This window comes from Candidatus Methanodesulfokora washburnensis (assembly GCF_003947435.1).
Classification (GTDB): domain Archaea; phylum Korarchaeota; class Korarchaeia; order Korarchaeales; family Korarchaeaceae; genus Methanodesulfokora; species Methanodesulfokora washburnensis.
Genome location: NZ_RCOS01000074.1, coordinates 1 through 11,281 on the forward strand (window position 1 = coordinate 1; position 11,281 = coordinate 11,281).

Annotated in this window: 21 protein-coding genes; 4 read left to right on the top strand and 17 right to left on the bottom strand. The window is 43.3% G+C overall.

Translation table 11 applies throughout. The features are described from left to right. Positions 1 to 383: 383 nt before the first annotated feature. Complete coding sequence (locus D6D85_RS05875) at positions 384 to 884, bottom strand: hypothetical protein (protein WP_125671142.1); 501 nt, start codon at positions 882 to 884, stop codon at positions 384 to 386. A gap of 109 nt (positions 885 to 993) precedes the next feature. Here D6D85_RS05875 and D6D85_RS05880 point away from each other — a divergent pair, with 109 nt between their 5' ends. The 4 genes from D6D85_RS05880 (at position 994) to D6D85_RS05895 (ending at position 2,731) form a co-directional block, all read left to right on the top strand. Then, complete coding sequence (locus tag D6D85_RS05880; protein WP_125671143.1) at positions 994 to 1,254, top strand: hypothetical protein; 261 nt, start codon at positions 994 to 996, stop codon at positions 1,252 to 1,254. A 4-nt stretch (positions 1,255 to 1,258) separates the two neighbouring features. Then, complete coding sequence (locus D6D85_RS05885) at positions 1,259 to 1,795, top strand: hypothetical protein (protein WP_125671144.1); 537 nt, start codon at positions 1,259 to 1,261, stop codon at positions 1,793 to 1,795. Between the two features lie 89 nt (positions 1,796 to 1,884). Further along, positions 1,885 to 2,370: a hypothetical protein gene (locus tag D6D85_RS05890; protein WP_125671145.1), complete on the top strand. Its 486-nt coding sequence runs from the start codon at positions 1,885 to 1,887 to the stop codon at positions 2,368 to 2,370. A 10-nt stretch (positions 2,371 to 2,380) separates the two neighbouring features. Next, positions 2,381 to 2,731: a hypothetical protein gene (locus D6D85_RS05895; protein ID WP_125671146.1), complete on the top strand. Its 351-nt coding sequence runs from the start codon at positions 2,381 to 2,383 to the stop codon at positions 2,729 to 2,731. Positions 2,732 to 2,743: 12 nt separating this feature from the next. On the opposite strand, the gene D6D85_RS16190 is transcribed toward D6D85_RS05895, so the two are convergent. From D6D85_RS16190 to D6D85_RS05960, 16 genes are all read right to left on the bottom strand, one after another. After that, entirely contained in the window at positions 2,744 to 2,917 is a 174-nt protein-coding gene (locus D6D85_RS16190) for a hypothetical protein (RefSeq protein ID WP_161969710.1), read from the bottom strand. A gap of 14 nt (positions 2,918 to 2,931) precedes the next feature. Continuing rightward, positions 2,932 to 3,231: a hypothetical protein gene (locus D6D85_RS05900; RefSeq protein WP_125671147.1), complete on the bottom strand. Its 300-nt coding sequence runs from the start codon at positions 3,229 to 3,231 to the stop codon at positions 2,932 to 2,934. Positions 3,232 to 3,241: 10 nt separating this feature from the next. Beyond that, the gene (locus D6D85_RS05905) at positions 3,242 to 3,790 is read right to left on the bottom strand and encodes a hypothetical protein (protein ID WP_125671148.1); all 549 of its coding nucleotides are present in this window, start codon (positions 3,788 to 3,790) and stop codon (positions 3,242 to 3,244) included. Next, the gene (locus D6D85_RS16195) at positions 3,787 to 3,957 is read right to left on the bottom strand and encodes a hypothetical protein (RefSeq protein ID WP_161969711.1); all 171 of its coding nucleotides are present in this window, start codon (positions 3,955 to 3,957) and stop codon (positions 3,787 to 3,789) included. The genes D6D85_RS05905 and D6D85_RS16195 overlap by 4 nt, the downstream gene beginning before the upstream one ends. After that, on the bottom strand, positions 3,924 to 4,226 hold the full coding sequence (locus D6D85_RS05910) for a hypothetical protein (protein ID WP_125671149.1): 303 nt from the start codon (positions 4,224 to 4,226) through the stop codon (positions 3,924 to 3,926). The genes D6D85_RS16195 and D6D85_RS05910 overlap by 34 nt, the downstream gene beginning before the upstream one ends. A 9-nt stretch (positions 4,227 to 4,235) precedes the next feature. After that, entirely contained in the window at positions 4,236 to 4,838 is a 603-nt protein-coding gene (locus D6D85_RS05915) for a helix-turn-helix domain-containing protein (protein WP_125671150.1), read from the bottom strand. A 142-nt stretch (positions 4,839 to 4,980) separates the two neighbouring features. Then, entirely contained in the window at positions 4,981 to 5,898 is a 918-nt protein-coding gene (locus D6D85_RS05920; protein ID WP_125671151.1) for a hypothetical protein, read from the bottom strand. Further along, positions 5,898 to 6,800: a hypothetical protein gene (locus tag D6D85_RS05925; protein ID WP_125671152.1), complete on the bottom strand. Its 903-nt coding sequence runs from the start codon at positions 6,798 to 6,800 to the stop codon at positions 5,898 to 5,900. Before D6D85_RS05925 ends, D6D85_RS05920 begins: the two co-directional genes overlap by 1 nt. After that, the gene (locus D6D85_RS16200) at positions 6,793 to 6,966 is read right to left on the bottom strand and encodes a hypothetical protein (protein WP_161969712.1); all 174 of its coding nucleotides are present in this window, start codon (positions 6,964 to 6,966) and stop codon (positions 6,793 to 6,795) included. The genes D6D85_RS05925 and D6D85_RS16200 overlap by 8 nt, the downstream gene beginning before the upstream one ends. After that, complete coding sequence (locus D6D85_RS05930) at positions 6,963 to 7,175, bottom strand: DUF2997 domain-containing protein (RefSeq protein WP_125671153.1); 213 nt, start codon at positions 7,173 to 7,175, stop codon at positions 6,963 to 6,965. Before D6D85_RS05930 ends, D6D85_RS16200 begins: the two co-directional genes overlap by 4 nt. Then, a complete protein-coding gene (locus tag D6D85_RS05935; protein ID WP_161969713.1) occupies positions 7,175 to 7,576 on the bottom strand; it encodes a DUF1257 domain-containing protein in 402 nt (133 codons plus the stop codon). Before D6D85_RS05935 ends, D6D85_RS05930 begins: the two co-directional genes overlap by 1 nt. Further along, the gene (locus D6D85_RS05940; RefSeq protein WP_125671155.1) at positions 7,576 to 9,219 is read right to left on the bottom strand and encodes an ATP-binding protein; all 1,644 of its coding nucleotides are present in this window, start codon (positions 9,217 to 9,219) and stop codon (positions 7,576 to 7,578) included. The genes D6D85_RS05935 and D6D85_RS05940 overlap by 1 nt, the downstream gene beginning before the upstream one ends. Before the next feature lie 4 nt (positions 9,220 to 9,223). Then, entirely contained in the window at positions 9,224 to 9,592 is a 369-nt protein-coding gene (locus D6D85_RS05945; RefSeq protein WP_125671156.1) for a hypothetical protein, read from the bottom strand. Between the two features lie 237 nt (positions 9,593 to 9,829). After that, positions 9,830 to 10,189, bottom strand: coding sequence for a hypothetical protein (locus tag D6D85_RS05950; RefSeq protein ID WP_125671157.1), 360 nt, complete (start codon positions 10,187 to 10,189; stop codon positions 9,830 to 9,832). A gap of 9 nt (positions 10,190 to 10,198) precedes the next feature. Further along, positions 10,199 to 10,537: a hypothetical protein gene (locus D6D85_RS05955; protein WP_125671158.1), complete on the bottom strand. Its 339-nt coding sequence runs from the start codon at positions 10,535 to 10,537 to the stop codon at positions 10,199 to 10,201. Then, positions 10,530 to 10,985 carry a hypothetical protein gene (locus D6D85_RS05960; protein ID WP_237558770.1) on the bottom strand — a complete coding sequence of 152 codons (456 nt, stop codon included), beginning with the start codon at positions 10,983 to 10,985 and terminating at the stop codon, positions 10,530 to 10,532. Before D6D85_RS05960 ends, D6D85_RS05955 begins: the two co-directional genes overlap by 8 nt. Between the last annotated feature and the right edge of the window lie 296 nt (positions 10,986 to 11,281).

Consider the following 11,281-nt stretch of genomic DNA (forward strand, 5'->3'; position numbering starts at 1 on the left):
CAGATGGATGACAAAGATATCAGGTTTCACCTGCCTGGCTAAATATAGGGTTGTCGTGGAGTCCTTTCCAGTAGACCAGAGCATTGCTATGTTCTTGTTTGCCCTTTCGGCTGCTATAACAGCCTCCCGAATTATGTATATGGACTTTGACACAAGATCATCGAGCAACATAATTAGTGATGCCTTCACGAGCTTAAAAATTTATTCCCAAAAAGATTCAGCCCCCTTTTCATTGGGAGGAATCCCTGTTTGGGATTCTTTAAGTCTCCATTATCGCTAATACCTGAGAACGAATCCTTCAATCCCCTTTTCATTGGGATTCTGGAGGGCTCTCCACAAAGAGAGGATAAGATCAAATAAAAACTTATCGGACAAGCAACTGCTCAGATTATCACATACAGCTTCTGGCTCCTCCTCCCGAAATTCTCTGGGAATAGCCTCATCACTAGCTCAGGAATTCTGTCAGCTTTCTTTATCCTATCCTTTAGCATTTCAGCTCTCCTCTCCCTCTCAATATCAGCAGGTATGATGGATCTGTAAAGATAAGTGACCTTTCCCTCGAATGTTCCATCCGGCATGCAGATCCCCTCTAATCTATGGCCCTCCATGTTTAGTATGTCCTTTCTTCTCTCAATTCCTTTCTCGCACTCTTCTTTAGTCCTGAAAGACTGCCTTATCTTGGCAGAACCTGTTACCGATATTTGAAAGGCATCATTTTTCCTGAGGACATGCAGGCTTTTTCCATCCCATCTGACCCAGACAGATCCCCTGTCTATGTTCACAATATCTTCTATCATCTCGTCAGTTGGTTTTTCAGATATCCTGCATACATCCTGAAAGAGCCTTCCATTATATCTATCACAGAGCTCGTCTACCGCAAGCATCTTGAAAAGAGAAGGGTAGAATATTTAAGCTCACTATTCTAGAGAATGAAATAATAAAGCTTTTATTAAGAGATGGTATTTTCTTGGGATCAACATGTATAGAAGGAGGATGGTTCGACCGAAGTATGCTCTTATAGCAAAGCTGGAGGACAAGTGGATCGTTACCAGCAGGTTTCCAGATCTGGAGTCATGCGAGAAAGCAAGGAAGGATTTAGTGCACCCAGCGGCTGCACGGATGGAGAGTGCGTGCGTGCCTATAACAGATCCTAGAGTTATTGCATATTATGAGATGGTAAACAGAGAGAGGAGAAGGAGAAGACTGAGGATGCTGAGGCCTGACGAACTCATAGCTTGGCCTCCAAAATGGTGAATCAATGGAATCAATTCTGCTCCACTGGTTCAGAAACCAGTCTAAAGAGGCCTTTTTCTCGCTAGATGGGGGAATAAAGGAGGTAGAACAGGGAGACCCTACTGCAAACCTGAGGATAACGTATCAGGACGTAAATCTTGGAAGGGTGAAGAACAGCTACATATCCAGAAGCCTCTCCAAGTTTTCTCCCATTGAGGTTTACAAGCATTTGCTCCTGATGAGAGTAGTAGTGAAGGGAAAGATAACAGAGATTGGGTTTACAACTGCTTTATTTTATAACTGCTATAAAACTGAGGGAATGGATTATAACACAGCGAAGAGAGTCGCACTGGAGATGGGATCTCACCTGAAGAACTTCATAGTCTTCCCTGGAGCCAAGGAGATGAAGAAAGGCTGGTATTACCCGATGCTGAGGATAATCACCAATGAGGAGATACAGAGGTTCACCATAGGGATTAAAGCGATGATGGAGGATGTTAAGAAAACAGTGATGGAGGCAACAGAGACGAATCCAAGAGTCGAGTCAGCTGTGAAGGAGTGAATGTCGCATTACCAAGCGTAATGCGACAGATTTATTCTTGTAAGATGTATCTTTTTAAGTAAAACATTTCTGATTTTAAGGGGTTGGGCATGAAGTTGAGTTTCAGGAAAGTTGAGTGGCCCTCAAGAGTAGGAGAGGAAGCTTGGAAACTATGCGAATCCTTAGGAGGACGGGGTGGCTGGGGCCCAGTGGAGGATGCGGAAGTTCCCTCAGTGGAGCTTCAGTGCGGAATCCCAGAGTACTCCCCAGCTGCTGAAAAGAAGATAGAGGAATTCATAAAGAGGACAAGCAAGGAAATCGGGGGGATATTATCGAAAGAGCAGGGAGTGCTCCACCTGGACTTCCACTTTGACAGAGGAGAAATGGATAGAATAGCTCACAGGATATGGAATGAAGGGAAATATAAGGGGAAGTACCTGTTAATGGAGGCCAGAGGAAGACCGACGTTCATACCTCCTGATTGCGAGAAGGAATACCCTGGTCTTGTCTGCTATATGAGCTGGAAAGATCCAGCAAAGAGAATAGAGGAGATCTACAAAGAGTTAAGGGAGAAGATCAGAAGGGCGATGAGCTAGGGTGGAAAGGATGAGGATCGCAAAATCTTTCTTTGAGGGAGTGTGCTACAGATTAGACGGTCAATATGGGGTCGATTCTGAGGGGCCCTTCTGCTTATACAAGGGGGAGAAGATAAGGCTTGGCAAGGGAAGGAAGTACAAGTACACGATCTCATTCCTGCTGAAATATTCTGATCTCCTCAAGGAGAAGAACCTTCCGTTTAATCCTTGGCCTGAGCCCCTTCACACTGGATGGCTCACTGATGCCTGTGCTGATGTTATAAGGCTCGGCAGGCCAGACCTCCTCCCGACAGAGGATGACATAAACGAGTGGATCAGAAAGAGGGAAGTAATTCCAGTCACATATATGAGATTCCGCTAAAAAGAGAGACTACTAAGCCCTCCTCACTAGCCTACATTTCTTTTTTATTTCCCTCTTTACAGGCCTTATCCTTCCTTCTTCCTCCAGAAGAACCATAACTCCGAGCATAGTGTTAGCCAGTCTTTCAGCATCTTTTATTCCGCATGCTTTCAGAACCCAGAGGTAGTAATCTCTTTTCTCCTCCATAAAAACACCAAAAATCAGGAGGGAGGAACCTCGAATATCACGTCATATATATCTGATTTTAGTGCAAGAAGTGCATAAGAGAGATCATCCCTGTCCATCTTCATCATCTCCAGAAAGTCTTCTCCCCAGACGTCCATCCTGAACTTTCTAATTCCATCAGTTGCTGTGAACACAATCCAGTCTCCCTCCACTCTTACATCTTCTCCAGTCAATATAACATTTCCGTATAATATTGGCTTTCTCCACTCTTTTAGTATGAACTTCCACCTCCTTGGCCTCAATTTTATCTCGTCCAGAATCCTGTTCCCGCTCATTTGATCCACCTCACGGGACTGAATCTCTTGCTTCATACATAAGGCCCTCCTTCTCAGCCTCGTTCACTATCAGCTCCAGCTCCACGTTTTTCCCCCATGTTCTTTCTTCAGATTCCTCCTCCCTCTCAAGCTTGGATATATCTGGTTTCTCAAACTTCTCCCACTCCCTGTACCTGAGCTCGTCTTCCAAGTACCTCATGGCGACAGACCACGCAGTCCTCCTGTTGTCCCTAGCAAGGGAGAACAGGTGGCTTATGAACTTCTTGAGGTATTTGACGTCTTTCTGCATTCTGACGATGACCTCCTCCCCGATTATATCCTCAAGACAGGTCTCATTGGAGCACTTGAAGACATCCTGCATGAGCCTCATCCTAGCCTTATCTTTGCAAAACCTTATGTGAATTCTCTCCCTCATGACTGTGGACATCTCAGGATTTGTGCGGTCATTGTATATCCAGACCTCATCCTTCACCTGCTCTATCCCCCATTTCCCCTCGAAAAATGCGTTAAGTTTTTCGTTCCTAACCCTGAAAACGTGGACATAGGAGTTCTTCTTCATTCTCCCATCTCCCTCTTAACAGCTTCAATGACATAATCCCTTATCTGCTCTGATATTGAAATTCCAGTCTCCTTCCTCTTCTTTCTCAGGTATTCTATGACCCAGAGGGGAAGGGACGTGGATATCTGGGATTTCATATCAAGTATCTCTTCTTTCTCCTCATGCATCTTCTCGCCTCCCTAACTCTTTTCCTGAGCTCCTCATCCAGATCACGAAGGTCTCTTGAGAGGGCCATCTTTCCGTGTGGAGTAAGGTAAACCCTGATTTTACCTCCGTCAAGCTCCCTCCTGACAAAACCTTTCTCCTCAAGGAACCTGAGAATTGCCCAAGCTCCGGAATTTTCCCCATATGTGTTTCTTATTATGGAAAGGGTCACCATAGTGGGCTTTCCATCATTACAATACAGATCCGATAAAACTCGCCCCAGCATGCTCATAATATCACCTCACAGGGGAAGAGCCCTGACTTCAGCCTCAGGCATCCTCCTGACAGCTATGAAGCTGTATCCTTCTTCTTTCGCTTTTTCAGCCATAGACTGTATCATCTTCCTAGTTTCACTAGTGTCCCTCATTATCTCTATCGATGGGACTCCTCTCTTTATGTAGAAGACGACTAGGACTGGGTTCTTCGGTGCATGATCCCTGTTTTCTATGAATAAAAGAGTGTCAAATCCCTCATTTGGAAGATCAACCTCCATCCCTATCTCTGATGCAAAACCTGAAAAGCTCTTCCTGAACCTAGTCTGCCCGTCCTTTATGAGGTAGAGGGAACATTCATCCACTTTCTTTGCTTGACTCGGATCGAAATCGATGTAGAAGAACTCGTACTCCCCTCCTCCTTTGTTCACAGTCTTTATTATGTGTCCCTGCTGTCTTAGCTCCCTTATTCTAGCTGAGTATCTTGGTATCCCAGCCTCCATGAACTCCCAGTTCTTCACTCCCTGATTTTTCTTTGCTCTTTCTCTAAGCATCTGGAGAACCTTCCTTCCCTGCTCATTCATCAGATACCTGAGCCTCTCGGGGCTCTCTAAGGTCTTGGACTTCTTCAAATCCAGTCACCAAGACACTAATGTAGTGAGTGAATTTAAAGGTTGCTAGGAGAAAGGCAATAAGGGAAAAAGGGGAAAGGAGAGAGCTTATCTCCCGATTAAGCAGTTGCTTGAAGGAAACAAAAAGAAGAAATAAAAAAGATTAGAATAGGGATTTTATTCTCCCATCTATCCATCCTTCGGGATCTGATTTTATCTCTAATGCTTTATCCGGGTCTTCAAGAGCTTCTATTAAAGGAACTATAACAGCAGATGAGAATTCATGTAATCCTATGTCATCAGCCATTTTCTTTATCCTCTCGAGGCCTTTCATGAGACTGTTGTAACTCTTTTTCGTGGCAAGCTTCTCTGTCTGCTCTGTTATTGCTTTTATTGTCGGCTCAAGCCTCTTCTTAAGCTCTTCCAGCACCTGATTCACTAACTCCTCTTCCCTCTTCCTTAGAAGCTCTTGGACTCTGGATGAATTACTTTCGTAAGTTGAGAATGATATGGGCATCAGCTCCACTCTTATCTCTGGAATATCTGTATCCTTCTTCTGGAGCTCTAGATCATATCTCGATAAGAGAGCTTCTATTGGTGTTATATCAAACTTCTTTGCCTCCTCGACTAAACTCTTCAGTATTCTGTTGTACTGCTCTATTTCAGCCAAGAGATCATCCGCATATTCAGGAGGAACGATGTATATGTTGTCCCTGTGGTATCCCATCCTTATCTGCTCTATCACTATCGAATATTTTCTGACTGTATTATATACTTTTGCTCTTATGTTCTTTATCTTGGAAACTAAGGGTGTTGGAATAACGAAGAAGGACAGAATTCTTCTCCTGTCAGTATTCGTGACTTTAAGATACCTTGCTTTCAGGGATCTCCTAGATGGGGCGAAGTTATCTGTGTTTTCCCTGTGAGTTTCATCTATGCCTGATAGGAGATCCTGAAGCTGTGTTACAAGCTGGAGGTATGTTGGGCCTGGAAGCTTAGAGCAATCAACATCCCTCATGAAGTAGCTCTCGGTAGGAACCGCAACAGAGAGGAAATTCCCTCTCAACCGAACCTTCTTCATCACATCACCCCCGAATAATCCTGATAATCCTCCTCGGAGGGAGGCTCCCCCTCTTCCTGCTGTTTTACAAACTTCACAACATCATCTATCGTGATACCTTTCTTCTTCAGCTTCTCCAGAAGATCGATTATCTGAGCTACTAATTGGAGTGCTTCTGAATCCATGTGCGGGATTTCCTGATCTGAGTAAAGCCTGCTGAGCTGGTAGTCCTCCTTCACCTTGACTTTCTGTATCCCAAACTGTTTCAGTTTCTCTTGGAGTTCCTTCACATTCTTTCCCTGCTTTCCTATAACTCTCCCCATTATCTGTGAGGCACAGTAAAGGTAGACTGTTTCAGGACGTATTTCTACAATTATGTATTTAGTTATCTCAGAAGGATAGTGGTTCATTACTGTTTTCATAATTTCGTTTATTTTTACTTCAGCGTCCTCGAACTCAGCCCTCTGTATCTCTGGGAAGAACAGCACATTAATTTTTTGGATAGTATCACGGCACTGGTCTGCTATTTCCCTGAACTTAGAATATGCCTCAGGGTAAGAAGCGGTAGTAGTGAACAGGAGGAAGAGATTATTCCCGACTGAGAATATAATATAAGCATAGTTGGGCCCTATCCCTCCTTGAGGAAGGAGCTCGATTATCTTGTTCGCTAGATCCTGGAGCTTCTTGGATCTGTTGAATATTTCCTTTCTCACATTAAGGAGATAAAAAGAATCGCCGTACACATCCTCAGGGAGATTCAGGAAGTGTACTGTATCTTTCTTTATTTTTTCTGCTATCTCTTGAAGCCTTGTCCATAGTGCTCTCTGTTCTTCTGTTGCTAGAGAGGGGTCTATCTCTCCCTCTCTCTGAGGAGGCAAAATAGAGGAAAGCCTACTCTTAAAATCTAACCAAGTTTCACCCACAGAGAATCACCCTTCCCTCGAATTCTAAACCCTGTTTTTTCAGTTCTTCCAGCACTTTCTCAGAGGGAACCATGAGAAAGTAGAGATTTCCATCCTCGTTTACTATTACAGTTATTTCTCTCATTTCTTCTGTTTTTATTATATGCTTCTCAAGACCTTTTTTCATCCTCCATTCACCTCCTTGACTTTAGCAGCAGAAGCTGTGGAGTAGAACTCTGGTGTTACCTGTGTCGCTTCTATGGTAACATCCAATCCTTGGGCCTTTAGTAGAGTATAGAGCTTCTTTGCCTCTTCGAAGCATGCACCACCGGCGAAGCCGGAGTAGAGAATCTTGACCTTTCCGTTCTCGTCTATCTCGACTTTTATCTCCCTCATCACATCACCTCCATAGCATGAATTACTATCTTGTTCTGTACTTTCTGCTCCTGCACCTTGTACCCTAACTTCATGAGAGAGTACTTCATTGCCTCAGAAGCATATCTCTGGACAAGCAGTTGTTTGAACTTTTCTATTCCCTCTTGGGAAACCCTCCAGAAGTCCCCGACAAGCCTTACCTCTCCGTTCTCGTCTATCCTAATCCCTACTCCCCTGTAGAATGTGTCATTTGTGAAGCCTATTACAAAATCCCTGCCCTGGATAAGAGTGTTGTAGTTGGCATCACGGATCTCTTCCACGATCTGTCCTCCTGTTTCCTGTGCTATTCTGTTAACAGTATTTTTGAGGAGATCGATATTGGGGTTCTTTATCTTGATCTTAATCGTGGAAAAGTGGCTCATCATATCACCCCCGCTACTCTGCTTTCCTCTGGTCGAGAAGTTACCATCCTCATTGCTTGCTCTATCAATGACTGATTTATGTTCTCAAACTTCTTGAGCTCGAATATCATAGCTCTAAGTTTCTTCTCTCTCTCTTCTGGATTTATGTTAATTGATTTTATGGCTTTATCAAAGTGATCTTGCTTTATATGATCAGAAGACTCGTCCATAGCTGTTATAGCAGCTTCGATAACAACTTTTTCAAGCTCAGCACCTGTGAAGTACTCTGTCATCTGAGCTATTTTTGTAAGATCAACACTATTATCAATAGGCATTTTTCTTATGACCGAGGTATGAACTTTGAGAATCTCTAGCCGTGCATTTACATCTGGATAAAATACTGGAAGAGCGTCATCGAGCCTCCCTGGTCTCAAAAACGCAGGATCTATGTCCGATAAGAAATTGGTAGCACCGACAACAAATGCTTTTCTGTTCTCATCTCCAAGCCAAGTAAGGAGCATATTTGTCATTCTTCTTGACACTCCTGAGTCTGTGGACATCACAGAAGCTCTCGATAAAGTAAGCTGGTCAAACTCATCGATGAAGACCATGCATGGAGCTAAGGACTCTATGAGCTGTGTTACTCTTTTCACTCTCATCTCTGTTTCACCAACGATCCCTCTTAAAAAGACAGAAGGATCAATTATTATCATCGGTAGTCCAACTTCTTTTGCCATAGCCTTAGCAAACCAAGTCTTTCCTGTTCCTGGAGGCCCGAATAAGAGAATTCCTTTCGGTATCGGAATACCATAGTGCTTTGCTATTTCAGGCTTTCTTAAGACTGTGATTATTCTCTTCGAGACATACTGTTTTAGATAATCATATCCCCCGACGCTTTCAAAACCACGCCTTGGCTCGATGTACTCTAATCCAGCCTCTTTTAACAATTTTATTTTATAATTAGTGAATTCCTGAACCATAAAGTTTTTGTGTTTCTTGAAGGATTCCAATGCAGCTGTGGAAACCTCGTGCAAGTTGAGTCCTCCACTCGCATTTATTATGTCGTCGTTCAGAGTTATTGGGAGATCAGCTATCTTCCTTCTTTTCAATTCCTCTAGGATGCCCTTCTTGAGACTTTCTAAGACTGCTCTTCTCTCTTCTGGTGTCGATGAGATTATGGTTATTGTGTAGCATAAGTTTCTCAGAACCTGCGGAAATAGTTCGGCATCAGCACAGAAGACAACTACTGTGCTCTTATTCTCATAGATTCCATCGTCATGAGAAGCAGCAAGGAGAAAATCGGATAACATGTTTGCTTGGCTTTGTAAGTAAACGTATTTTATTATGAGCACAGTAGTCTGGCCCTTGCTCCTGAGCCTTGGAAGAAGACTAACGGGATTTATTCCAAAAGGAGATGCCCCGTCAAGTTGCACGGGTGACTTGGTGATTGGGTCATATATTTCGTTTGTCTGGAGATCCCAGACCATTATCGCTGGTGGAGAATACCTGAAGATATCTTGCGTCAGAGATTGGTCAGTGAGGAAAGATAAGAACTGCTGTATCCTCTTAAAGTCCTGAGTCTCGAAAAAATAAACATTTGTTACATTAGCCGATCGCTTTATCGAGAATTCCTTTATGAAAGAGATTTCATTAGAAGGAGTCATGCTCTCACCTGAACAGATCTTCCCTTGTTAAGGGAGGAACCTTGAAGTACTTGCCGGAGGTGAACTGATAAAGAACTATATTTACATGAGAGAGTCCAATAGCCTGTCCAAGTTCAAAAGCTAATGCTAAAGGCCCAGAGAGAATCACGGTTACTGTTTCTCCTCCTCTTCCAAGTTCCATGATCATCTTATAAGCTTTGGCAGCTATTTTGGGGATCTCTGTCTCAGTTATTGTCCTTGGAACACTGAGTACAGTGAGATCTTTTTCGCTCTCTCCAAGCTGGGAGGCCGCAGAAGAAACTATCGGCCTCCCCACCTCCAAAACAAAGACTGGGGACACCTTTCGTCCCCAACTCTCTTTCATATCCTCCATCCCATCACCTCGCCTCCACTATATAGGGGTAAGCAGTTGCTTATAAAGTTTAGTTAAAAACAAGTCGAAAAAACATTCGAGAAAACTATCGAGAAATCTCACCAGATTAAGCAGTTGCTCAACCTCATTAGGCAGTAGCCTATCCGATCCCAACTATTATTTTAATAAAAAGAAAGGTTTATAAAGGGATGAAGGATATATAAACTTAGCCCCCTCCATCTTGGCGGAGGGGGTACACTATTTTATTTTTTCTTTTAGAGGAGGAACTGGAATCTTCTCTGAACGGCAGAAGTTGAATAGTGCTTCTTCCTGATGGAATACTTCCACCTCAGTCCTCACTATCCTGAAATCCCCGATTTCCTCAACATACTCTTTTATTATAACATTCGGCTCTATGAAAATATAAGAGGCATTACCAGTCTCAAGATAGTATATATTCTCTCCTTCTTTATCCCTGAAGATGACATCTCCACCCACTATTGCCTCAATTGAGGTCTTGAACCCCTCAGCTATCTTCTTCAATTGTTCGTATTTATAAATAATATATTCCATCTCCATTATTTTCAGATCGATCATTATTTTTTGATCCTCACTCATATGATCACCTCATATCTCTATTCCCAGCTCTTTCGCCATTTTTTCAGCTTCCTTTTCCGCTTTCTCCTCCTCTTCGACTTCTTTCTTTATTATATCTCTATACTTCTTTTTTATGAAGAGTGTTCCATTAGTTGCATCCATATCTATGTAATCGACAGTGCTCTGAATGTAGTTCCAAGCCTGTCCTATTAAATATGCAGAATAGCCAGTTCTCACAATCAGTTCTCCTATCGTTATGCTCTGTTCTTTCCTGACTATCTTAACTATCTCGTTCGCTGCTTTTATTATTTTATCCTGTCTTTCCTGCATCTTCTGAGCTTCAGTCTTTCTTGGTGTTTTCTTAGGCATTAGGTTTCACCTCCTGAGATTCTTCAGGCTTCTCCTCTGGAGCTGGTTCTTCTATCCCCTTAATCCCATGTTCCTTCATGAAACTCTGAACCTCCTCATCCTTGAAGAATTTTCTTATCATCGCTTTCTCTGTCTCAGGCAATGTCTTCACGAACCTCTCCTTCATCACAATGATTACTGCCTCTCTTGTTGGATCATCTCCCTTGCACCTCCTGAATGTATCCTCGAGCTGTTTTATGTCCCATTTCCTGAAGACATCGACCCACCTCACCACAAGCTCCTTGAGGTTCCCTCTCCTTGTAGCCCACGAGAAGTCCACTTGAGGTTCCTTTGGTTTCCCTGATGAGGGAAGTCCTGCCAATGGGACTTCTCCTTTTGGAAGCTCTGGTTTTTTAGATTCTATATTCTCAGAGGATGGTGCCGTCACCTCCTGGGTGACAGAAGTCACCTCTTGGGTGCTCTTGAGCACCTGAGAGGTGCCTGTATCTGGTGTTTGAATTACAATTGTATTTAATGGCACCTCCTGGGTGACTTTTGGCACCTCGTGGGTGCTGTCTGTCACCTCTTGGGTGAACAGCTGTCCCGTCCTTCTATTTCTGTATTCGGAATCTCACAAAGAGAATTGAAAGGATGGTCGCTTTGTTCATTTCATTTTTAGCACTTGCCTTGGAATCTCACAAAGAGAATTGAAAGGTTGCCGTGTCCCTTGTGGCATTCTGCGGATTCATCACGGGAATCTCACAA

Excerpts from the sequence above, each read along its gene's own strand:
- D6D85_RS05875 (WP_125671142.1), bottom strand. The coding sequence starts at position 884 with ATGCTTGCGGTAGACGAGCTCTGTGATAGATATAATGGAAGGCTCTTT.
- D6D85_RS05880 (WP_125671143.1), top strand. The coding sequence starts at position 994 with ATGGTTCGACCGAAGTATGCTCTTATAGCAAAGCTGGAGGACAAGTGG.
- D6D85_RS05885 (WP_125671144.1), top strand. The coding sequence starts at position 1,259 with ATGGAATCAATTCTGCTCCACTGGTTCAGAAACCAGTCTAAAGAGGCC.
- D6D85_RS05890 (WP_125671145.1), top strand. The coding sequence starts at position 1,885 with ATGAAGTTGAGTTTCAGGAAAGTTGAGTGGCCCTCAAGAGTAGGAGAG.
- D6D85_RS05895 (WP_125671146.1), top strand. The coding sequence starts at position 2,381 with ATGAGGATCGCAAAATCTTTCTTTGAGGGAGTGTGCTACAGATTAGAC.
- D6D85_RS16190 (WP_161969710.1), bottom strand. The coding sequence starts at position 2,917 with ATGGAGGAGAAAAGAGATTACTACCTCTGGGTTCTGAAAGCATGCGGA.
- D6D85_RS05900 (WP_125671147.1), bottom strand. The coding sequence starts at position 3,231 with ATGAGCGGGAACAGGATTCTGGACGAGATAAAATTGAGGCCAAGGAGG.
- D6D85_RS05905 (WP_125671148.1), bottom strand. The coding sequence starts at position 3,790 with ATGAAGAAGAACTCCTATGTCCACGTTTTCAGGGTTAGGAACGAAAAA.
- D6D85_RS16195 (WP_161969711.1), bottom strand. The coding sequence starts at position 3,957 with ATGCATGAGGAGAAAGAAGAGATACTTGATATGAAATCCCAGATATCC.
- D6D85_RS05910 (WP_125671149.1), bottom strand. The coding sequence starts at position 4,226 with ATGAGCATGCTGGGGCGAGTTTTATCGGATCTGTATTGTAATGATGGA.
- D6D85_RS05920 (WP_125671151.1), bottom strand. The coding sequence starts at position 5,898 with ATGAAGAAGGTTCGGTTGAGAGGGAATTTCCTCTCTGTTGCGGTTCCT.
- D6D85_RS16200 (WP_161969712.1), bottom strand. The coding sequence starts at position 6,966 with ATGAAAAAAGGTCTTGAGAAGCATATAATAAAAACAGAAGAAATGAGA.
- D6D85_RS05930 (WP_125671153.1), bottom strand. The coding sequence starts at position 7,175 with ATGAGGGAGATAAAAGTCGAGATAGACGAGAACGGAAAGGTCAAGATT.
- D6D85_RS05935 (WP_161969713.1), bottom strand. The coding sequence starts at position 7,576 with ATGAGCCACTTTTCCACGATTAAGATCAAGATAAAGAACCCCAATATC.
- D6D85_RS05940 (WP_125671155.1), bottom strand. The coding sequence starts at position 9,219 with ATGACTCCTTCTAATGAAATCTCTTTCATAAAGGAATTCTCGATAAAG.
- D6D85_RS05945 (WP_125671156.1), bottom strand. The coding sequence starts at position 9,592 with ATGGAGGATATGAAAGAGAGTTGGGGACGAAAGGTGTCCCCAGTCTTT.
- D6D85_RS05950 (WP_125671157.1), bottom strand. The coding sequence starts at position 10,189 with ATGAGTGAGGATCAAAAAATAATGATCGATCTGAAAATAATGGAGATG.
- D6D85_RS05955 (WP_125671158.1), bottom strand. The coding sequence starts at position 10,537 with ATGCCTAAGAAAACACCAAGAAAGACTGAAGCTCAGAAGATGCAGGAA.